Annotated in this window: 20 protein-coding genes and 2 pseudogenes; 13 read left to right on the forward strand and 9 right to left on the reverse strand. The window is 65.6% G+C overall.

What is annotated here, in order from left to right:
- Window positions 1-250: 250 nt before the first annotated feature.
- The 3 genes from ACH49N_RS33015 (at window position 251) to ACH49N_RS33025 (ending at window position 3,187) form a co-directional block, all read left to right on the forward strand.
- Complete coding sequence (locus tag ACH49N_RS33015; RefSeq protein WP_358276949.1) at window positions 251-790, forward strand: hypothetical protein; 540 nt, start codon at window positions 251-253, stop codon at window positions 788-790.
- 114 nt (window positions 791-904) lie between these two features.
- Window positions 905-2,272, forward strand: coding sequence for a wax ester/triacylglycerol synthase family O-acyltransferase (locus ACH49N_RS33020; protein WP_358276950.1), 1,368 nt, complete (start codon window positions 905-907; stop codon window positions 2,270-2,272).
- Window positions 2,273-2,359: 87 nt separating this feature from the next.
- On the forward strand, window positions 2,360-3,187 hold the full coding sequence (locus ACH49N_RS33025; protein WP_358276951.1) for a hypothetical protein: 828 nt from the start codon (window positions 2,360-2,362) through the stop codon (window positions 3,185-3,187).
- On the opposite strand, the pseudogene ACH49N_RS33030 reads toward ACH49N_RS33025, so the two are convergent.
- The 3 genes and pseudogenes from ACH49N_RS33030 to ACH49N_RS33040 form a co-directional block, all read right to left on the reverse strand.
- A pseudogene (locus tag ACH49N_RS33030) lies at window positions 3,177-3,610 on the reverse strand (CBS domain-containing protein). The gene ACH49N_RS33025 and the pseudogene ACH49N_RS33030 overlap by 11 nt on opposite strands.
- 56 nt (window positions 3,611-3,666) lie before the next feature.
- Window positions 3,667-3,939 carry a hypothetical protein gene (locus tag ACH49N_RS33035; protein ID WP_397504896.1) on the reverse strand — a complete coding sequence of 91 codons (273 nt, stop codon included), beginning with the start codon at window positions 3,937-3,939 and terminating at the stop codon, window positions 3,667-3,669.
- A gap of 127 nt (window positions 3,940-4,066) precedes the next feature.
- Window positions 4,067-5,125 carry a YbhN family protein gene (locus ACH49N_RS33040; protein ID WP_358276952.1) on the reverse strand — a complete coding sequence of 353 codons (1,059 nt, stop codon included), beginning with the start codon at window positions 5,123-5,125 and terminating at the stop codon, window positions 4,067-4,069.
- A 1,162-nt stretch (window positions 5,126-6,287) separates the two neighbouring features.
- On the opposite strand from ACH49N_RS33040, the gene ACH49N_RS33045 reads away from it, so the two are divergent.
- The 4 genes from ACH49N_RS33045 to ACH49N_RS33060 all read left to right on the forward strand — a co-directional run bounded on the left by ACH49N_RS33045 (window position 6,288) and on the right by ACH49N_RS33060 (window position 8,781).
- Window positions 6,288-6,443, forward strand: a complete 156-nt coding sequence (locus ACH49N_RS33045; RefSeq protein ID WP_358276953.1) for a hypothetical protein — start codon at window positions 6,288-6,290, stop codon at window positions 6,441-6,443.
- Between the two features lies 1 nt (window position 6,444).
- The gene (locus ACH49N_RS33050) at window positions 6,445-7,452 is read left to right on the forward strand and encodes an inorganic phosphate transporter (RefSeq protein WP_358276954.1); all 1,008 of its coding nucleotides are present in this window, start codon (window positions 6,445-6,447) and stop codon (window positions 7,450-7,452) included.
- The gene (locus ACH49N_RS33055; protein ID WP_358276955.1) at window positions 7,452-8,093 is read left to right on the forward strand and encodes a hypothetical protein; all 642 of its coding nucleotides are present in this window, start codon (window positions 7,452-7,454) and stop codon (window positions 8,091-8,093) included. Before ACH49N_RS33050 ends, ACH49N_RS33055 begins: the two co-directional genes overlap by 1 nt.
- Before the next feature lie 373 nt (window positions 8,094-8,466).
- Window positions 8,467-8,781 (forward strand): pyridoxamine 5'-phosphate oxidase family protein, encoded by a 315-nt coding sequence (locus tag ACH49N_RS33060; RefSeq protein ID WP_358276956.1) that lies wholly within the window; start codon window positions 8,467-8,469, stop codon window positions 8,779-8,781.
- Between the two features lie 871 nt (window positions 8,782-9,652).
- Here the strand turns inward: ACH49N_RS33060 and ACH49N_RS33065 are convergent.
- Window positions 9,653-10,222 carry a hypothetical protein gene (locus ACH49N_RS33065; RefSeq protein ID WP_358276957.1) on the reverse strand — a complete coding sequence of 190 codons (570 nt, stop codon included), beginning with the start codon at window positions 10,220-10,222 and terminating at the stop codon, window positions 9,653-9,655.
- A 284-nt stretch (window positions 10,223-10,506) separates the two neighbouring features.
- On the opposite strand from ACH49N_RS33065, the gene ACH49N_RS33070 reads away from it, so the two are divergent.
- The 3 genes from ACH49N_RS33070 to ACH49N_RS33080 are packed head-to-tail and all read left to right on the forward strand — an operon-like array spanning window position 10,507 to window position 12,277.
- Complete coding sequence (locus ACH49N_RS33070) at window positions 10,507-10,845, forward strand: helix-turn-helix transcriptional regulator (protein ID WP_358276958.1); 339 nt, start codon at window positions 10,507-10,509, stop codon at window positions 10,843-10,845.
- Window positions 10,842-11,666 carry an ImmA/IrrE family metallo-endopeptidase gene (locus tag ACH49N_RS33075; RefSeq protein WP_358276959.1) on the forward strand — a complete coding sequence of 275 codons (825 nt, stop codon included), beginning with the start codon at window positions 10,842-10,844 and terminating at the stop codon, window positions 11,664-11,666. Before ACH49N_RS33070 ends, ACH49N_RS33075 begins: the two co-directional genes overlap by 4 nt.
- Complete coding sequence (locus ACH49N_RS33080) at window positions 11,663-12,277, forward strand: hypothetical protein (protein WP_358276960.1); 615 nt, start codon at window positions 11,663-11,665, stop codon at window positions 12,275-12,277. The genes ACH49N_RS33075 and ACH49N_RS33080 overlap by 4 nt, the downstream gene beginning before the upstream one ends.
- 658 nt (window positions 12,278-12,935) lie before the next feature.
- Here the strand turns inward: ACH49N_RS33080 and ACH49N_RS33085 are convergent.
- From ACH49N_RS33085 to ACH49N_RS33100, 4 genes are all read right to left on the reverse strand, one after another.
- A complete protein-coding gene (locus tag ACH49N_RS33085) occupies window positions 12,936-13,361 on the reverse strand; it encodes a hypothetical protein (RefSeq protein WP_358276961.1) in 426 nt (141 codons plus the stop codon).
- Between the two features lie 514 nt (window positions 13,362-13,875).
- Window positions 13,876-15,057, reverse strand: a complete 1,182-nt coding sequence (locus ACH49N_RS33090) for a hemerythrin domain-containing protein (RefSeq protein WP_358276962.1) — start codon at window positions 15,055-15,057, stop codon at window positions 13,876-13,878.
- 30 nt (window positions 15,058-15,087) lie between these two features.
- The gene (locus ACH49N_RS33095; RefSeq protein WP_358276963.1) at window positions 15,088-15,747 is read right to left on the reverse strand and encodes a helix-turn-helix domain-containing protein; all 660 of its coding nucleotides are present in this window, start codon (window positions 15,745-15,747) and stop codon (window positions 15,088-15,090) included.
- Between the two features lie 879 nt (window positions 15,748-16,626).
- Window positions 16,627-17,337: a GAF domain-containing protein gene (locus ACH49N_RS33100; RefSeq protein ID WP_358276964.1), complete on the reverse strand. Its 711-nt coding sequence runs from the start codon at window positions 17,335-17,337 to the stop codon at window positions 16,627-16,629.
- A 146-nt stretch (window positions 17,338-17,483) separates the two neighbouring features.
- On the opposite strand from ACH49N_RS33100, the gene ACH49N_RS33105 reads away from it, so the two are divergent.
- From ACH49N_RS33105 to ACH49N_RS33115, 3 genes are all read left to right on the forward strand, one after another.
- Window positions 17,484-18,125, forward strand: coding sequence for a PAS and ANTAR domain-containing protein (locus tag ACH49N_RS33105; protein ID WP_358276965.1), 642 nt, complete (start codon window positions 17,484-17,486; stop codon window positions 18,123-18,125).
- A gap of 472 nt (window positions 18,126-18,597) precedes the next feature.
- Window positions 18,598-18,810, forward strand: coding sequence for a ribbon-helix-helix domain-containing protein (locus tag ACH49N_RS33110; protein WP_358276966.1), 213 nt, complete (start codon window positions 18,598-18,600; stop codon window positions 18,808-18,810).
- Window positions 18,807-19,163 (forward strand): type II toxin-antitoxin system PemK/MazF family toxin, encoded by a 357-nt coding sequence (locus tag ACH49N_RS33115; protein WP_358276967.1) that lies wholly within the window; start codon window positions 18,807-18,809, stop codon window positions 19,161-19,163. The genes ACH49N_RS33110 and ACH49N_RS33115 overlap by 4 nt, the downstream gene beginning before the upstream one ends.
- 30 nt (window positions 19,164-19,193) lie before the next feature.
- Here ACH49N_RS33115 and ACH49N_RS33120 read toward each other — a convergent pair.
- Window positions 19,194-19,618, reverse strand: a pseudogene (locus ACH49N_RS33120) (transposase); the annotation flags it as partial.
- Window positions 19,619-20,238: the final 620 nt, after the last annotated feature.

Raw genomic sequence — 20,238 nt, forward strand, 5'->3', positions numbered from 1 at the left:
GCAATGTCCGGTCGCCGCAATTCACCCGTGGCGGGCAAGCCAGCGCTCGGCGCAACGACGGCAATGAGCAGTCCGACGACCACACCGCCAGATGTCGCGATGCGGGCCCAAAGTCACGACCGGTGCCACCTCGGCACTGACACCCTTAAATGCCAACGGAATTCATCCGGGAAAGTGACGACGAGGCCTGCCTTCTCGTGGAGGTGATGTCACCGTCGGCGTCGACAGCACGACGGCATCGACCCAGGCCGTGCGGTGGGCGGCGTCTGTCGCCGTGCTCCATCGGGCCACCCTGCACCTGGCACACGCGATCCCGATCCCCACCATTTGGTACGGCGAGCCGTATCCCACCCCGTCCGCCGACATCTTTCACACACCTTTCACACACCGACGGCGAGCGAATCACCGCGAGCACGATGGCGTTCGTACGCGACGATCACCCCACCCTTCCCTGACATGTTCGCTACTGTCCGGCGCGAGGACCGCCGATGTTCTGCTCGACGCGGCGCACGACCTGCAAGGGGTGCGCCGACTCCTTCGGTGGCAGCGGCGTGATCGCGGCAGCCGCTGTAGGCGGGCTCGCCGACGCTCATCCCGCAGCACTTGCCGCGGCCTCCGCCGCCGGAGAATCGTTGTCGGTCCAGGCCGCAACAGTGGCGGCAACGGTCGCATCGGCTCAAACGGCCAATGCCGGGACGTCGACGGGGCTGCCGCGGGAGACGGTTCGCGTTCGAATCGTGCGGCTGGCATCGTGTCGAACCCGGGGTCGCCCGTGGTTGTTGACCTGTGACCCTATTTTCCGCGCACTCCCGGATCGACACTGATGGTAGGACGACAACCCGCGAGGCCGTGGTAGTCGTGGTCGGTCCGGGACGGACGTTCCTGTACTAATGGGGTGAGGCTGATGGAGCGGTTGACCGCGCAGGACGTGATGACTCTGTGGCCGGACGAGGCCGGGTGGTCGCAGGACATCGGTCTCGTGGCCCTGCTCGACGCCTTTGACCTCGTCGACACGGACGGGCGGATTCTACTCGGGGACGTCCGGACATCGATCGAGGCGCGGTTGCAGCTGGCGCCGCGTCTGCGGCAGGTGGTCCACGTGCCTCGGTGGGGTCTGGGCCGGCCACTGTGGGTGGATGCTGCAGCCTTCGATGTTCGAGACCACGTGTGTTCCGTCCCGCCGGTGGATCGCGCTGACGAGGCGGGGCTACTCGAGGTGGTCGAGGAGTTGCGTCGGCGTCCGCTCGACCGCTCCCGGCCGCTATGGGAGATGTGGTTCGTACCCGGCCTGGCGGGTGGCCGGACCGCGGTTTATGTCCGGGTCCACCACGTGATCGCCGATGGCCCGGCCGGGGTGGCGATGCTCGGTGCACTGTTCGACTCTGCGCCCGACGGTCCGGCTCCTCGGGTCGAGCCGTGGATGCCGGCCCCGGTGCCGGCGGCGAACGAGTTGATCGTCGACAACCTCCGGCGTCGCCGGGCCGCGGTGGCTCGTGTGCTGGTGGCGTGTACACGGCCGGTGACGATCGTGTGTCGTATCCGGTGTGCGTGGGCATCGGTGCGGGAGATGGTCTCCGGGGGGCGGGCGCCGCGATGCAGCCTGAATCGGCCGATCGGTGCTGCTCGTGAGTTCGCTGTCGTACGAACCGAACTCGTAACGATGCGGAGGATCTCCGATTGGTACGGTGTGAAGGTCAACGATGTGCTGCTTGCCGTCTTCGCCGGTGGCCTGCGTGAACTGTTACGCAGTCGAGGGGAACCGGTCGACAACCTCGAGTTGCGTGCGGTCGTGCCCGTGTCGCTGCATCGGGAGGTGCCGGGGCCGGCGCGCGGGAATCTGCTCGGGCAGATGATCGTGCCGCTCCCGCTCTGGATCGACGATCCCGTCCGCCGACTGGTGTCGATAGCCGCCGACACCGCCACCCGTAAGCGGGGTGTCCGTCCGCGCCGGGGGGCCGCCGTGGTCGGCGGGCGGACCGTCCGGTGGGTTGCTCTGACTCTGCTGTCTCGGCAACGCATGATGAACACGTACGTCGCCGACGTGCCCGGCCCGCCCGTCCCCCTTTACCTCTTCGGGGCCGCCGTGCGTGAGATCGTCCCGATAGTGGCCCTGATGGGAAACATCGCGGTGGGTGCCGGCGCGTTTTCCTATGCGGGGCAGTTCACGATCACGGTTGTCGGTGACGGTGCCGTATGCCCCGAGGTCGACGTGGTCGCCCGCGGAGTGGAGCAGACGCTGCGGTCACTCGAGGCGTCACGGCACCGGGATTGATCCACTCGCGAGGAGAATTACCCCCGACGATGCGAGAGTTCTCCGATTCGTCGGCGATGTCTCGTCGCGCTGTGCCACGCTCGAACGATGCAGCGGAGCGAGACCAGCTGCTGTTCACGGTGCACAACCCACGTCATCCGGTTGCAGCGTGATTCACGGGCATTACAGGCACTGGCCGAGCGGTGGTTGGTGGTCGAACCGTCTGGCGAGAAGTACCTCAGCCCGTTCGCAGGAGCTTCCGACCTCAATGATGATCGCGCCACAGAGACGCTCGGGATCTTGTTCATGGAGGGCGGTGGCGAGCCTATGGAGATCACGAATCTGAAAGGTGATCTCCGCGCGCTAGCGGAGGCGAACCGGGCGACCGGGCAGTGGCTGACGTCCGCGATGTCCGCGGCATGGGACATGTTGGAGGCATTGCTGAGCTACCCGGAACGTGCGGATCTGCTGGCCGAGCGGCACCGTATCGTGAGCAACGATTGGCAGTGCGCGTCGATGGCCGATCTCATCGCCCGGAACCTCGAGCGCGCGGTCGCGATCCTCGGTCGGGTCGACTTCACCCCGGCCGCCCTGCGCGCGGATCTCACTGCGCACCGTGTCGTTCCGCGGTATATGTTCTCCGTCTCGGAAATGCTCAATTTTGCCGCGGATCTCGCGGCTCGCAGCGCGGTGCTCACGCACGAGAACGAGCGACGGTGGCGAATATTCCATGAGCGGGTCGATCAGATCGTCGGGGCCGCCGACAGCCCCGGCGGCAACGAACTCCCGCCGGAGGGCAGTAATACCGATTGCCACGGCGTATTCGTCGTGATCACTGAATGGCGCCACTGCGTCCTGAGCGTTGAATTGTTCGGCTGCCCGGCGTGGGGACGGCTGGTGTGGGCACTCCTCATCGTGGTGGGTTTCAGTGGCTAGGGAGGGCTTTCGGTGCGCAGATGGCTTCGACGAACGCGCCGACGGCGTGTTCGGGGAGGTGGCGGGCGATGTCGGCTTCGCTGATCATGCCGATGAGCCGGTGGTCGTCGAGGACGGGCAGACGGCGGATCTGGTGTTCTTCTATGACGGTGACGACTTGTTCGACGGAGGCTGCGGCGTCGACGTGGTAGGTGCTGCCCTGGGCGAGGTCGCCGGCGGTAATCGTGTGAGGGTCTGTGCCGGCGGCGACGCATTTGAGGATGATGTCCCGGTCGGTGATGATGCTGTGGAGGCGGGCGTCGTCTCCGCAGATCGGTAGCGCTCCGACGTCGAGCTCGTGCATGCGTTGCGCGGCGGTGGTGAGGGTGTGGTGTTCGCCGATGAGGCCGCACCGGTATGCATGGTGTCACTTGCTGTGGTCATGGTGGTGATCTCCAAAAAGGTTGCAAACACTTGTTTCGATGGTCCGCGCTGAGGCTTCAGTGGCCGTTGGAGCCGGTGACGGCACTGGCCAGCAGGTACGTGCCCAGGAGGACGGCGGCCGGCGCGGCAATCGCGAAGGCGATGGTGCGCGAACGATCGAACCACGACACACGCACGGTTGCGCGTGTCGTATTGCGGACGAATGGATATCGACATGCAGAGAACCAGTGGACAGCCAGGACCGCGGACTCGTTGTGGCGGAGGTACCTAACGATGATCAACAGCAACTCCGGTGCTGCCGGCGGCGGTGCAATATACGCCCTGGGCATCTTCGGGGCGTGGGTGTGGTTCTGGCAACAGGCGGACGCATTCTGGCTAGGTTCGCGCCGTCAGTGAAACGACTGGATCATTGCAGTGCCACCGAGGTCCTGTCGTGCGCTCGCTGCGCGAGACCTCCTACTTCCCGGGGCGCCACAGTGGTGCGAGGTCCGGGCCTTCCTCGCCCTGCTGGGTACCGCGGAAGCGTGCCGCGAAGACGATCCAGCCGATGGCGGCCATGAGCAGGAAGCTGACCAGGCGGTAGACGACGATCGCGGACACCGCTTCGGCACCGGTCATTCCGCTGGCGGTCAGTGCGGGGACGAGCACGGCGTCCATGACACCGAGCCCTGCGGGCAGGAGCGGGATGGCCGAACGGGCGGCGTTGCCCGCCGCATACGCGACGGCGAGTCCGGCGAACCCCGGATGGGCGCCGACCGCGTAGCAGGCGAAGGTGAGACATGCGGCGTCGGCGATCCAGTTGAACAGCGACCACCCGAATGCGCGGGCCGTGTCGCGGCGATCCATCCGGACGGCGCTCATCTGGTTCACGATGTGCTTCCAGTGATGAACGCCGGTCAGCGGAGGCTTCTTCCGGAGCGCGTTGAATCCGTGGAGTGCGGTGATGCCGACACCTTCGAGGGCGTCGGGTCGCGAGGCGGCGTACTGAGCCACGACGAGGAAGGCGCACAGGCCGCCGAACGTGAAGATCAGCGAGAACGGGTTGGTCTTGGCCCCGACGAGCAGTGCGCCCGCAAGTCCGACGAGCGCCAGACCGATCGCCTGGAGGACGCCGGCCATCACCAGTTGCCACGTCGCGACCACCGGTGACGCACCCCAGAGGCGCGTCTGCCGGTACCTGAACGTGGTCGCCAGAACCGGGCCGCCCGGCAGTGTCACGCTCATCGAATTGGAGGCGAACGTCACCACGAGGGACTGCCGCTGTGTGACGTGCACATCCGCGACCGCCAGCAGGCAGCGCTGGACCCGGGCGAAGCTCGACATCGACGCCAGCGACGCCACGACGGCCGCGGCCACCCATCCCCACTCGAGGTCGCCGAGGTTTTGGACGCTCTCCGAGAGGTCCGGCCAGATGAGGACGATCTCCACCGCGAGCACGACGACGAGCAGGCCGCCGATCACCCATTCGACACGACGCCTGCGGGGCGTCGGGCGAGTGTCTTCGGCGTCAGTCATACGCGTCCATTACACAGGGCGCGGCGATTGCACCGTGGATCCGCCGTCTTTGGCCTGTTACTGTCCGGTGGCGAAACCGCGGGCCCTGTGTCAGGTAGCCGAAGACTGCTGTCGCCGCTTCGGTGGTGGTCTCTTGTATCGAGCTAACGCCCCTAGCTGCGGTTACCGACTGCGATGGGCCGGGAAGCACCCGACTCGACGACGATGCCGAGGGCGACGCTCAGTCGTTCGAGCCGCGCGGGTCGTCCCCCAAAAAAGCCGACGAATTCGTGTGTTCCGGATTCTTCCTCGTGCACCGCCTGGCTGGCAGGCAACCAAGAACGGGATGAAATTCTGTGGCGACTGCGCCACCTGACACCCGCGACGGGTACAACAACCGGACCCGAATCGCTGTTTGGCCCGATATATGTGGCTGTGATTCGACCGCAGCTGGGCGGGGTCGGCCTGGCGGGACGTGCGCCGTATCCGGGTCGAGGAGCAGATCGCCGGCGAATGCTATCTGGTGCGCGCGGCGTTACCTGGACTCGCAAAACCCATCCGTGATGTGACCGCAGAGATTAATGGACGGGAGTTGGCGATCGAAGTTCAACGCAATGACCCTCGCACCTCTCCCTGGCGATCGCGGTTCAGGTACGGCTGCTTCGAGCGGACGATCGAGCTGCCGATCGATCTCCGCCAGGTGATGTCACCGCCACATAGGAGAAGGTATCTTCACGATCTCGTGCCCGGTGGCGTTACCTTCTCGCCCAGAAATAAACCCTGTCTTGCGTACCGGCGAACTGCAGCCCCCGGGTCAATCATGAAGGGGTCGATCGAAGCCACCGTATCGGCAGGTCCTCCGGTCTCGGCCATTGTGACCGTCGTCGAGGAATTCATTGAACGGGTAACGCCTTGCAGCCCCTGGCGCGCGTCAGTCGATCGACGGTTGCACCTGGCCACGCAAATGCCCTGTCGACGCAGTCCGCGTACGCCTCACGGGCAACGCACGCCGTAGTTTTCACCTACACCCCGTGTATCCGCTCGGCGCCGATACTCCGACTCGTATGCGTTGGCGGCCAGCGCGCGACCGTTGTGCATGACGGACAGCAACTGCCGGGTTTGTGGCGGCGTTCGTGCGTGCGGCCCTGGCTATGTGGCTCAGACTGTTGGACAGGAGGTCCCGATGACAACTCGCCGTATCAGTCCGGTACTGCCCGATGTCGAGCCGACGGCGGCTGGGGGATTGGCGCCGCACACGGTGGACCGTGTCGTCTCGAGCGTGAGGGTCGAGCCGATCGCCAATACCTCCTGGCGCTCGTGCTGGCGTCCCCGGTACTGAGATGGTGGAGGTCGCCCTGGTCCTGGCGATCGCGACGGCGCTCGCGTTCGACCTCACCAATGGTTTCCACGATTCGGCGAATTCGATTGCCGCGCTTGTCGCGACCGGGGCTGCCCGGCCCGGACACGCGCTGATACTTGCCGCGGCCGGGAACTTCGTGGGACCGTTGCTGATCGGCACGGCCGTCGCCGACACCGTCGGTGGGGTCGTGGAGCTGCCCGCAGGGGCGACGGTGTCAGCGGTCGGGGCCGCGCTGACTGCGGCGATTGCGTGGAACCTACTGACATGGTGGTTCGGATTGCCGTCGAGTTCGTCGCACGCGCTGGTCGGTGGGTTGGTCGGCGCGTGCCTCGTCGCCGCGGGCACCGACGGGGTGCGTTGGGGTGGGTTCACCGACGGCCGTCCCACCGGGGTGGTGGGCATCCTTGCCGGGCTGGCGCTCTCCCCGGTGCTGGGGGCGCTCGCGTGCGCGCTGCTCGGGGCGTTCGCCTGGCGTCTGATGCGGCGGGCTCGCCGGCGTGCCCTCACGCCGGTGCGGGGCGCCGAATGGGGCACGGCCGCGATGCTCGCGTTCAGCCATGGCGGCAACGATGCGCAGAAAACCATGGGTGTGATCACGCTGCTTCTGGTCGCGAGCGGACATCTCACGGAATTCACGGTGCCGCTGTGGGTCAAGCTTGCGGCCGCGACGAGCCTGACCGTCGGCACCGCGTTCGGGGGGTGGCGGATCGTGCGGACCGTGGGCCGCGGAGTGTTTCGGATGACTCCGCTCGACGGCCTGGTGAGCCAGTCCGGGGCGGCGGGAGTGATCCTCGGCGCTTCCCTCGTCGGTGCGCCGGTGAGCACCACGCACGTGGTCGCGGCCGGCGTGGTAGGGGTGGGGGCACAGCACCGCACGCGGCATGTGCACTGGAGGGTGGTCAAGGAGATGGGCTTGGCGTGGGTTGTCACGTTGCCGGTGACCGCGCTGCTGGGGGCGGCACTGTTCCCGGTGTGGGAGGTGATCTGATGCGCTGGCCGCACCTGCCGACCTCCTGGTTTCTGCCGCGTTCGTTCGACGTACTCGGCATGCTGCGCGCACAGCTGGTGCTTGTGGAGCAGGGCATGCGGGTGCTGAACCGGTGGGGGCACGGCGACGTCGCGACCCACGATGCGGCCGCGGAGCTGCGGGTCGTCGCCGAGGCTGAGCGCGTCGCCCGTCGCGATCTCCATAACGCGGTGCGCGACAGTTTCAGCACGCCGATCGAGGCGGAGGATCTGTTCGAGTTGGGGGAACGGCTCGGCGAGATCACCGAGGCCGGGTATGCGCTGATCCGGGAGTCGGAGTTGTCGTGTTCGGGGCCGACGTCTCTGACCCCGGACCTGTACTTGGTGGGATTACTCGACGCGCTCGCCGACGCGGCAGTCCCTTTGGCCCAAGGGCTGCGTGCGCTGCCGAGGGGCGCTGCCGCGACGTACGCGGATCGCGCGATCGAGGCACTGTCGGCGGCCGAGCACGCCTACCGTGCCGCGGTCGCCGACCTGAAGAACGAGCCCGACGTGCGGCGGGAGCTGCGCCGGCGGGAGATCTATCGCCGAGCTGAGCATCTGCACGCCGCGATCTTGCGGGTCGCGAGGCGTACCGGATATTCGGTGTACAAGTTACGTTGAGACGTTCTCACCGTCACCACAGCGGAGATCGGCGACTCGGAACCGATCGCACCACGTCCGACGACACTTCGGGGCCGTCCCCGCCTGACGGGTCGGTTCATCAGCCTAGTGGCGTTCACGTCATATCGCGCAGAGCCGAGACAGCGACGACGATGCCTGCTACGGCGGATTTATCGCGCCGGAACGAACGGCACGAACTTGATGCCACGACAGGAGGCGAAGGCAATGGGAGGCACTGAGCCGAGCGTCGAGGAACTCGCTATCAGTGAATGTTGGGCGCTGCTCCGCACCGAGAGTGTGGATCGTCTCGCCGTGTGGGTTGACGACCATCCGGATATCTCCCCTCAATTATGCGGTCGATCACGGAACCGTCGTGTTTCGATCCGGGAGAGGCACCAAGGTGTCCGCTGCGCTGTCGGACGCGCTGGTTGCGCTCGAAGTCGACGGCTACGAGCCTCCGTCGCGCGAAGCGTGGAGCGTGGTGATGACGGGACGTGCCGAGCGCATCCGTGAGATCGATGAGTTGATGGATACCATCGATTTGCCGGCCTTTCCGTGGCAGGCCGGGGCGAAGAACCTTTTCATCCGCCTCGTTCCCACCACGGTGACTGGCCGCCGGTTTCCGATTGTCCACCCGGCCTTGTGGCAGACGCCCTTCGCGAACGTGCGATGCTCGCCCGCGGAGTAGCGGTGCGGACTGGAAGCTAATTCGTCGACCTCGACGTGCTAGTGCTGATGGACAACGAACTCCACGACAAGGATGCCGGTCTACCTTTTTGCTGCGGATGTCCACGTGTACGACAGTTCTCGTGTGCCCGGCATCCACCCGACGTGCGCTTCGTCCACGCCTCCGTTCCCGACTCCCTCGCCAGGTCGGCGACTGAGTGGTGATTGGTGGTTCCGGCATTGCCACCGATGACGGTGGAGGAGCGGTTGATGCTGTTACTGCACAGAGGGATCGACCGTTTGCAACACTGTGAACACCAGTAGTGGTCCGACTCTCCAGCCCAGCAATTTGGCGTTCGGTTCGTAGTTCATCGCAGCGACCGGCAGAGTGCGAAACGCAAATCCGATGATCCGAGCATTCCTATCCCATGCTCACCGAACCGGTCCTACTTAGTCGCACATCGCGGGCATAGTCGGTGCAGGTGGGGGAAACGCACCCCGCTGTGGCAGCAGGAAACTAGCTCGTGCGAGTGCGCTGTAGTAATACGGCGGCCAGGACCATCGAGGCTCCTACTGCGGTGCCGCCCAGGGTGATCTTCATGTTCCTGGACATGGGATTTTCTCCTTGCATTCTGAAGGTTGGTCCTCGGCCGAGGAGCGGACGAGTAAAATGAACGTTACGCCCGGACTGGAGCGGATCTGTAGGGCATAAGGACCCTGGAACGACGAGGTGGCCGCCACAGCTGGACGGCAAACTGCCCGCGATAGCGGTGGAACGAAGACTGCCGACCCCAATCGACCACACCCGCGGTGAGTTCGGCGATGTCACCCAGTCACCGGTAATGGGGCCGAAATGTCCTGAATAGCTTCTGCTGCTGCGATACTCCGCCAGATCAGGGAAGCGATTCGAGCCCCTGGGCTTCAGGACCTTTGGCGATGTGAAGGGGCTCGGACGTGAACACGTCTTGATCTACCCGACCGGTGCGATAATGAGGTTTGTAAAGAAGGGGACCGCACTCGCGCAGCGACAGGCTGCCCGCTTCTACGTGACCGTGACTCGCGCCGAACAAGGCGTTGGAATCATCGTCGATAAGCCGGTCGAGGCCCGTACCCCCTTCTGAAAGAATCGCACACCGCCACACCCACTTTCGATGATCCAAATCTCGTGTCGGCAGTGGACCTGGCGCCGGTGATGCGGCTGGCTGAATCCGCCGGTTCCACGACTTGCGCGAGCAGCATCTGAGGGTCGATTCACCGAACCCGGCCGCCGGACCGGGGGCATCGTTGCGTGGATGCTCGCAAGAGCCGACAGCGTCGACGACCTCGACCTTCTCCGCCGAGCCTTCATGAAGCAGAACGTGAGGAAGAGCGCTGGGGATGCCGGCGACCTGCTGGGGAGGGGCCGGCAGCGTCGGGGGGATCACCACAGCCGCGGGAGCCGCCGGTGTGGTGTCGTCGATCATGACGGCCCAACCGTTTCGACACGCCACTCGGCTGTCGACGATGAGCTTGTTGCTCGGTGGTGACGCCGGTATCGGCGCCAGTGGCGGCGATCGACGCTGGTATCGGTGCGGTCGGGGTGTTCCGGGCGGTTGAGCCGGTGGAGTTTCGACTCCAGGAGCCGAGCGGGGGTCCTGTGCGGACATCGTGGGGAAACGGGTGAACCGGGCAGGGGTGTTGTCGGAGGAAGGGAGGTTACGTAGACTGAATCACGACGATGGAAAGTGATTCAGAGGAGGGTGGGCGCATGACTGTAGTGGCCGTGGGCGCGCTGATCGATCGTGCCCGAGACGACGCGAGACTGAGCCAGCGGTCGTTGGCGGACGCGACGGGTATCGCGCAGGCCACCTTGTCGCGCATCATCGCCGGAACCAGGGCGGCGAAGGTGAATGAGCTGGTGGCGATCGCCGCCGCGACCGGGTGTACCGTCGCCGAACTCACTGGGGCGTCGACTGTGGCCGGCCGTGTCCAGTGCGCTGCGCGGGCGACGAACGGTGCGAGCATGGAGGACATGCGGCGGGCATTGGTGCATTATCTCGAGCTCGATGCCTACCTCGATGACCAGGGCATCCGCACGAGCGCATGAGTGCGGAGATGGAGGGTCGCGACGCCGCGGGAAGTTTCCGGCGCGAACACGAACTGGGGACCCAGCCGCTCGGTGATCTGGTCGCGCTGATCGAGCAGACGACCGGGATCGATGTGGCGGTCCTCGATGCCGGCCCGGATGAGCACGGTCTGACGATGCGCGATCCGGAGCGCGGTGCGGTGTTCATCGCTGTTGCCCGCACCCGGAATCCGATGCGTCAGCGCAGCACCCTCGCGCATGAGCTTGCCCATGTGGTGTTCGAGGACTGGACCGATACCGCGAATCTGTCCGTGAACAGCCCGGTGGAGAGCCGCGCGAATTCCTTCGCGCGGCACCTGCTCGTTCCGGTCGCCGGGGTCAAAGAGGTGGTGGGGCGCGGTGCGATTGATCTGAGCACGTTGTCCCGGGTAGTCCAGCGGTTCGAGGTGTCCCCGTACTTGGCCGCGATCGCCCTCGAGCAAGCTGGCTACATCGGCTCGGCGACCAAGGATGAGTGGAAGCAGATCGCGACGAGGACGTTGGCGACCCGGTTCGGGTGGGCGGATCAGTATCGGGCGTTGCAGGCGGAGTCCGATCAGCGGCGGGCACCGCAAAAGCTCCTGACGCGTGCAACCACTGGGTATGTGGAGAACGTCGTGTCCGCGCAGACCATCGCCACCTTGCGCAATATGGACGTTGGCGAGGTCGAGAACGAGTTGCGCACCGATGGCATCGAGCCGCGTGAGGCGGGGATCGCCTGGGCCGCCGCGACCGATCTTCCCGATTCCGATATCGACCTCGGTGACTGGGGCGACGAGGAGCCCGAGGGCTCGGCCGGATGAGCGTGCGGCCGATTATCGATGCTGGCCCGGCCCTGAACTTCCTCGCCATCAACAAGGAGCGGCTGCTCATCAAGACAGTGGGTCCGATCAGCACGCCAGAGACCGTGGCGGAAGAAGTTTTCCGTAAGTCTCGCAGCGACTCTCGGTTTGGTGCGGTGGAGAAGGTGTGGGCCAAGATTCCGCCAAAGTTTCTCCAAATTTTGTCCGACGACATCACTCCTGCGCTTAACGCCGCCGTTATCCGCATCAGCGAACTTCCGATGGCCGAGCGCAAGACGAAGGCGAAGGACCTCGGTGAGGTGATGGTCGTGGCGCACGCGGTCGTCGCGGCCGAAACCGGCCACGATGTGACGGTCATCATCGACGATCAGGCTGGCGCTCGAGTCGCAACGGCCGAGAAGCAGCGATTGGATCGACTCCGCGAGGCGGGGAAACCGGTCGGGTCGATTGCGCTAGTGAATACGGTGACAATCCTGCAACGCGCGGCCGGCGGTGAGTACCTGCCTGACAAGGGCGCGATGCGGGCCGTCTACACGAGGCTCCGCGGCTGTGACGATGGACTGCAACCGATCGAGAGGACACCGTTACTCTCCGCGGCTATGTGGCGATGACCCGCCGGCGGCGCGGGCGATTCTCGTCACTCAGGCCGAGGCGTTGAACGCTCTACTGACGGCGGTGGGCCGGGGATCGGGCCTGTCGACGAACCAGACCCCGCTCGGCCTGGGACCTTCAAACGGCCTTTGGGCGTTGCCGGGGATCGGCCGGAATGAAGGCGACGAAGTTGACCGACCACGAACGCCCGCAGGCTGCGGGTTTGAGCTGGGGGCGCATCCCCTGGTTCCGGGGATTGGGGATCTCGGATTGGGGATCTGAACGGGGGTGAACCGGGGGCCGGCGTATCAGGCCGGCGGGGTGCTCGAGGTCGGCGGTACGGGCCGATGACGTGGGCGCGACTCTGGCGGACGCACAGGTCAACGTCGTTGCGACGGAGATTGCGCGGGCCATGGCGCGATCTGGCAGCCGTTCTGCGGTGTGGCGGTGTTCGCTGCCCACGACCGCCACGGCGAGACTGTGGGCCTCTCAGAGCCGGTAAAAGATGCCCTGCTGTCGGGTGCGATCCTGACCCGCACTGCGGTGGTGAGCCGATGACCCCCGCCGCAGCCCGATCGGCAAACAGGACACCCGCGGAGGTGCTCATCGGGTCTCACCGGTGAAAATCTGGTATCGAGCGTCCTATTTGCCGCGACCCCAGGCGCGCGTGTCAGACAGTTACGGCACGGACCAGGCACCGGCGCCTGGTACGAGGGCGAGTACTCGGGTTCCCGCCTGGTCGGGCACCGTGACCGCGGCAACCACCGTCCCGGAACCGGTCCGAATCTGCGTGCCGCCGGGGTTATCGAGGTACGTGATGCCGCCCTCGCCGGTCGAGATGTTCCGCCAGTGGACGAAGACGCCGGTGTAGGGCCCCACGCCGGTGAAGCCCGGCGTGTCCGGGTCTGTGGTGGCAGTCATGTAGTAGTGGCCCGCGCTAGGGAGTCCGGTCACGCCCACGCCGATCCCGGCGACCGGAATGGGAAAGACGGTTTCGGTCGGCGCCGCGGTGGCCGGCGGCGCCCCGAACAGCAGCACAGCCGCGACTCCGACCGCAGAGCCGACGACGAGCGAGGTGCCGCGGAGTCGGTAGTGTGTTCGCATCGAGGAACCTCCCGGGTCTGTGGTTCGAAAGAGGATGCGGGATGCACCTGCCAGGGTGCTCTGGCGGCATCGCGAAGTAAAGGCTCCGGTCGGGGCCGTCGGCGGTCTCGGCCCTCGGTTTGCTGGTAGGGCAGGGTCCCGTGTGGTAATCAAGGGATCTGGGGCCGGCACGTCGGGGCAAACGGTTAGAGATTGTCAGCCGTTGGGTCATCGGCGGCCGCGGCGGCAGGCTGGGTTCCGCTTGCCGCGAATCCAAAGGGTGGCGCGGATCCGGCGCATCGACGGCGATTCATAACGACAACGGACGGGACGCCTCGCGTGTTCGCCAGTCCTGGTTGACGATCACTGACCGGTCAAGGATCCGCTACGGGAGATCTCGGAGGGGCGATTCATTCCCCGCATCTCAGATCGACAACGAGGAACTCTTTGCGGTAATAGTCTTCGTGCTCGCTGCTCAGCGTGGTGGACTCGGCCGACTCGGGCAAGCCCGCCCGATCTCGACTGTCCGGAGTGCCTACGCCGTTCTGGGCAGGGTCGTGCCGGCATGCGCCTGCGTCCGCAGCGCCTCGAGATTCTGTCGCATCTGGGGTCGCATGTCTCGATGCTGCGGGAGCAGATGCAAATAGAGCGCGAGCAGTGGGCGGTACGGCAGTCGGTCGATCCGATACGAATGCGTCACGTGCGTTCCGTCGCTGTCCGCTCTGAAGGTGTATGTCCAGGTTGTCGAGTCGTGGTACAGCGGGTTGCGACGCTCGGAGACCGTGTGGAACTCGAACGTCCTGCCCGGGTCGGCGACGGTCACCTCGCACAGCCGCGACCAGCGCAGGTGATGGGCGCGGTTGTGCCCCCGGAATCGAGCGCCCACGGTTCCCGGTGGCCGTCCCGGCAACCATGTGCAGCGTCGGCACTCGGGGCTGCGTTCGTCGATGCGGGTGACGTCGGCGACCGCGTCGTACAGCTGTCGGGCCGGGGCGTCGATCCACAGTTCCACCGAGCCCTCGGTGCGTGGTGGCCGGTGGAGACGGGGGCTGACGTCGAGATGAGCGCCCCACCGGGCGGCGCACGCCCGCCGATAGGGTCGTGCGAACGTATGGAGCAAGATGAACCGAGTGACGGGACCGACTTTACCGACGGCGACGTCGTAGTCCTCGCGATCGACACCGTCTACGATCCAGTGCGCTTCAGTTCCCAACTCCCGCTTGGTTTTCGAGTCGATGAAGACGCGCTGCTCCACCTCGTACCATTGCCGACCGGTCAGGGTCCGGGCGACGACCGGCATCATCTCGTCCTCTTCACGCTGCAGATGCGGCAGGAGAACCTGCTCCAGAACGGTGAGGGATTGTAGAAGGTCTTCTCGGGCAGCGGAATCGGCACGATATGCGATTGCCGCGGCGGTGACCCGCTCGATCTGGGGGCCGATCCGAGCATGGTCGGCGTCCATCACGTCGAGGAGTGCTCCGGCGGCCGGGTTCAACTGACGGGCCAGAGGCCATAGGGCATCGTCCTCGCCGCGGTGGTGCAGGTGAAGGAAATGCATCATCCACACGAGGTGGTCGGCGAGGGCGACCCGCTGGGCCGTAGTGGGCGCAGGGGCGGCGCCCAGCACCCGTATCGCGCGAGCAAGATCGCGGCGTAGCGCGTTGTGCACGATGCGCATGATCCGGGTGTCGGCGTGGGGCAGAGTGTCGGTGGTCATGACGGACTCCAGATAAAGGCGCACGAGAATTCAGCTCGGGCGGTTGAGGATTTCTGTGATGCGGTCGATCAGCCACGACTCGTATCGGACGCGAGTCCAGCCGCATTCTTGTATGAACAGGGCATATACCTGGTCGCTGGTCTGGACGCACAGTTCGTCGACCTGGCCGGGGTCGGGTTGACGGCCCATGATCATATTTGCGACGTCGGCGGCCGAGCGCCTGCGTTGCCCTTCCAGGTCGACGGACGCCGCTGCGAGCGTGGTATCGACCGTCGCACCCTGGCGGATTGCCCCGGCCAGGCGGTAGATGCGCTCGTTGATCGAGGCGATCATGCGCGCAGCGATCTCGATGCGGTCGCCACTCGTGTGCCTCGCACCGATTGCCGTGTAGACGGGCCGGTCGGCCAACGGCACCTGCGCGTCATCGCCGACAATGGCGGCCTCGAGCGCCGCCGTCAACAGGTAGGCCTTGGAACCGAACGTCGTGTAGACGGTTTCGACGGACACCGTCGCGGCCTGCGCGATATCCCTGATGCCGGTGCCGGCCCAGCCGCGCTCGGCGAACAACCGCGCGGCGGCCTCGAGTACGGCCGCTCGGGTTTGAGCTGCCTGCATCCGACGCAGCGGAGAACGGTACCGGCGGGATTGGAACCCGCTTGGCGCCGCCGAATCACGACCGACCGTGGCCATACCTCAGTCTAGAACGGGCAAGTTTTCGATACAACAGCGTTCAGGTGATTTCGTTGCCGTCTCAGGCCGGCGGATGCGGTCGCCATCTCGGTGGCGACGACGCCGCCGCCGATGATTGCCAGTCTCGGACGGGACGTACTTGGCGGTCGTCGCCTCGCGGGCGGTCCACGGCTGCGCCGCGGTCAAGCCGTCGATCTCCGGAACGAACGGATCCGATCCGGTGGCCACGGCACGGCATGCCGTGCCGTCAGGACGGTGACAGTGCCGTCTTCGCCGGTAACGGTGACCTCCTTCGCCGCGCAGATCCGACCGTTACCGCGGACCAGGGCGATCCCGGCTTTCGCGACCCACCGCTCCGGGCAACTGGACCATCGAAGGCTCCGGATGAGGAACCGTCACCGGGCCGAGATCGACGTCCCAGCGCATGTCCAGCAGTGGTCGGCTTCCGTCCCAAAAGCGGATCCCTGACTGGTCAGGTGTTCGGGGTCGTCGCTACTTGCAGATCCACGAGGACTCCTGCCTCTCGCACCCAAGGCCTGTCCCGCGGCGGGTACATCGGGCTCTGCCATCCCCGCGGGTCAGGAGGAATGGGCACCTCAGGCACCAAGCCGGGCTGAAGCGGCCGATTAGACAGATCTCAACCATGAAGAGAATCCGTGTCACTTTCCAAATTTCATGTCACTCGCGTGTCACTTTCCAGGTTTCGTGTCACTCGGGAACACCGGATGCGCTCCCAGGACAAGAGAGGTCGAGGTCAGCTACGCGTAGGACGACGGGGTTCCTGTCGCGACGGCAGTCGCTGCCGCGGGTCCGCATGACGAGGTTGCATCCGATCAGTCCCGGCACGGGTGCTTGGAACTGCAATGCCGTCGGTGAAGTTCAGTTGCCGCTGGGATCCTCGGGGCGGAACCTGAGTCGGGCGGCGGTGATGTCCCGGGCGATCTCCGTGATCCTGCGGTGTTGCGCGAATGCCATCGCCCGCAGCCGGGCAAGGGCAGCGGTAGGAGAGACCCGAAGCTGGACGGCCATCATTCCGGCGGCCACGTGCACTGTGCCGCGCGGAAACAGGGCGGGATCGACCACCGTCGGGTTGCGCGTGGGATCGAGTTCATCGACCACTATCGGGCCGAGGGCAGCGGCGTAGTCCGCCGCGGCCCGGGAGTGCTGGGCATCGAGCGGGCCGGGCTGGGTGCGGTAGAGCTCGAGGACACCGATGCGGGCGCCGGTGAACAGGCGGAGTGGAAAGGTGAAGACGGCGCGAACGCCGAGGTCGACTATCTCGGGGACGAACATCGGCCACCGTGTCGCTGCGGCGGGATCCGCCAGATCGGGAAGTATTTCGGGCATCGAGGAGCGATACGCGGTAAGGCCGGGGCCCTCGCCCAGGGTGAACTCGAGTTCATCGAGCCGTTCGGCGGTGCTGTCGGTGGCGTACACCAGGTCCCGACTGGTGTCGCTGGCGAACACCGCGACGGCGACGCCGTCGACACCGGCGACGCCCGAGCATCGTCCGCACAGGGTACGAGTGCGAGTGAGCACGGACACCGCCTGATCGTCGTGTGGATGAGCTGGGTTCTGTTCGGCGCTCATTTCCTCCACTTTCCCCGGCGGCGGGACCGTAAACAGCCCGCGGCGCACGCCACGAACCTCGGTTAGGGTGCACTCCGCTGCCTCGGCCGGCGACACCGGACAGGGTTCCCCGCAACCCTTCGGTTACTCATGCGCTAGAAATAGGCGTGAATTCCGAGCAGGTGGTCGGTGACGGTGAGGCGCAGCGGGTGGGCAGTTTCCGGTTCCTCCTCGCCGGCCAGCGGTGGGAGTGGTCCGACACCGTCGCCCGGATGCACGGCTACCAGCCGGGTGCGGTCGAGCCGACCACCGAGTTGTTGCTCTCACACAAACATCCCGAGGACCACCCGCAGGTCGCCCGGGTTCTCGATCGGATGGTCACCGATGCCGAACCGTTCAGCAGCAAACACCGCATTGTCGATACCGCGGGCAAGGTCCGGCACGTCGTCGTCGTCGGTGACCGTGTGCACGACGACACCGGCCGGGTGATCGGCACGAGCGGGTTCTACATCGACATCACCGATTCGCACACCAGCGATGTGAAGGACTCCGTCGACGAAGTGGTCGCCGAACTCACGCAGTCACGGGCGGTGATCGAGCAGGCCAAGGGGGCGCTGATGCTGGCCTACGGCATTTCCGCGGATCGGGCGTTCGATATCCTCGCCTGGCGATCCCAGGACACCAACATCCGGCTGCGCACGATCGCCGAATCGTTCGTCGCCGGTCTTGCCGACCTCGACCCCGACGAGGGCGGGCTCCGCCACCGGGTCGATCACCTGCTGCTGACCGTGCACAGCCGCGGCCGCTGACCTCCCCCCGGCCGTGACGGTGACCACACCGGTGGGGTGGCCGCTGCGGCCGAGGCTCCTGGTGTGGCCCACTCGCGCGGATTTTCCGCCCAACGCGGTGGGTAGGGCGGGCGGGGAAGCAGCGGCGCTGTAGATGCTGCCGGGAGATCCTTCTGTTGACGCAAACCGGGCAGCCGCAGTGTCAGTTCCAGCGGGCGCGGTGCACAGCAACATGCCGTCCGAGCGCGAAATGGGCTACTTGAGGGAGCGTTCGCAAACCCCGGTCGCGAAGTATTGTGGTGGAGAAGGACCGGGTCGAGGTCAGCCTCGACCCGGACACCTTCTCGCGCAAGTAGCCGTGCCATTGCCGCGAGGCGCCGCTGATGCATGAGTTGTTCGGGACGCATCCGCACGCGGAGCGGAGGGTGGGTTGCCCGAGATGTCGGCGGTTTCGGCCTGCCCCGATTGATTCATACTGGAGTATGATTGCGGTATGACGACGAGGTTCACGATCAGTTTGCCCGACGAGGACGCTCGCGTCCTCGACGCATACGTTCGCGACCACGGTCTGGGTGGCCGGTCGGCGGGGATTCGAGCGGCGGTTCGGATGCTCGGGGCGGTGGGTCTCGAACGCGACTACGCGGCGGCATTTGTCGACGGTGGTGTCGACGACGACTGGGATGTCACTTCGGCAGATGACGAATGATCCGGCGGGGTCATGTGCACTGGGTTGATCTTGATCCGGCGCAGGGGAGCGAAGCGGCCAAGCGTAGACCCGCTGTTGTGGTCAGTAATGATCGCGCCAATGCGACCGCCGAGAGGCTCGGTCAGGGGATAGTTACTGTGGTGCCGTTGACGAGTAACACTGCACATGTGTTCGCGTTTCAGGTTCTCGTCGACCCTGACGAATCGGGTATACCGCGTGAGTCGAAGGCTCAAGCGGAACAGGTGCGTTCGATTTCGGTGCGTCGCCTCGACATTGAGCCTGTCGGGAAGCTGTCGACGAGAACGCTTGCCGCGCTCGAGGAAGCTTTGCGGCTGCATCTTGATCTGCGCTGATCACTGCCGCACATCTCCGCCACAGATCGTGCGGGCACCGTAGAGGCGTTTGTCGGCCGCGTACACCGTGTGCACGCGTGAACGGCGTATGCCTCGCTCAGGTCGGTGCCCGAGATGGGTCCGCGCTGCTTGGCCGCAGTCGGTGGTCGACCTCCGCCGCCGCGAAGAACGCGCTCGCGGTCTTCAAAAACGTGTTGGCTCTGCGTAATTCGGATACTTTTCGGCGAAGTCTGGCGACCTCGGCCGACACGCCAGGTGCCGAAGACGATCCGCCCGGGCCTGGCCGCTCTCTTCCCGCTCGATCCAGTTCCTCAGCGTCGCCGGCGCGATGTCGAGCAGCTCCCCGACATGGCGACGGCTGCGACCTTCGAGCCTCCGTGCTCGTCGATCCGGTCCCGATACATCCGGACGGCGTGATCCTGGGTCTCGGCGTCGTACTTCTTCGGTGCAGGCATACCGGCATTTCTCCTTGTTAGATCAGGAGTCTCCACCTCGTCCAGGACAGTTCAGTGCGGTGGTCGACAAGACTGCCCAGATCCGCATCGGAACCGCGCTGCTGGTGGTAACCGGGGTCGGCAATTCCACATCTGGAGGACGAAAACCTGCGCTGCCGTGTCGAGTCCGCCATCGCCGCAAGCAACACCTACACCCCGCACGATGCAGCAACATAGATCCGTCGAGTTCGGTCCTGGATGTACCTGGGGAGTTGACGCTCGCCGCACGCCGCCCACGATCCCGAGGTGGGTGGTGATGATGTTCAGTTGCTGAGCAGTTGGTGATTGGATGTCGTGCCGCCCTTGTGGTGGGAGAGGGCAACTTTTCATCGCAGTGGCGTAAGTGCCCCAGCGGGGGCCCGGTTGTCTACTTCTCCCGTCGAATCCGGATGGCGTGCCGCAGAAGTGACGTCGTCATCAAGCGTGCGCCCGGACGGTCCGCGGCCGTGACGGCAAGGCGAGGATAGCTAACCCCGCTACGCTAGCTACTTCGACCTGAAAAATGAGGCGCCACGGTGAGCATGATTTGGCTGTTCTCGGCCGGTCAGGATTGGGTTGGCCGTAAGTCCCCCCGATCCGCT

Source organism: Rhodococcus sp. NPDC019647 (assembly GCF_044389235.1).
GTDB lineage: Bacteria > Actinomycetota > Actinomycetes > Mycobacteriales > Mycobacteriaceae > Rhodococcus_F > Rhodococcus_F oxybenzonivorans.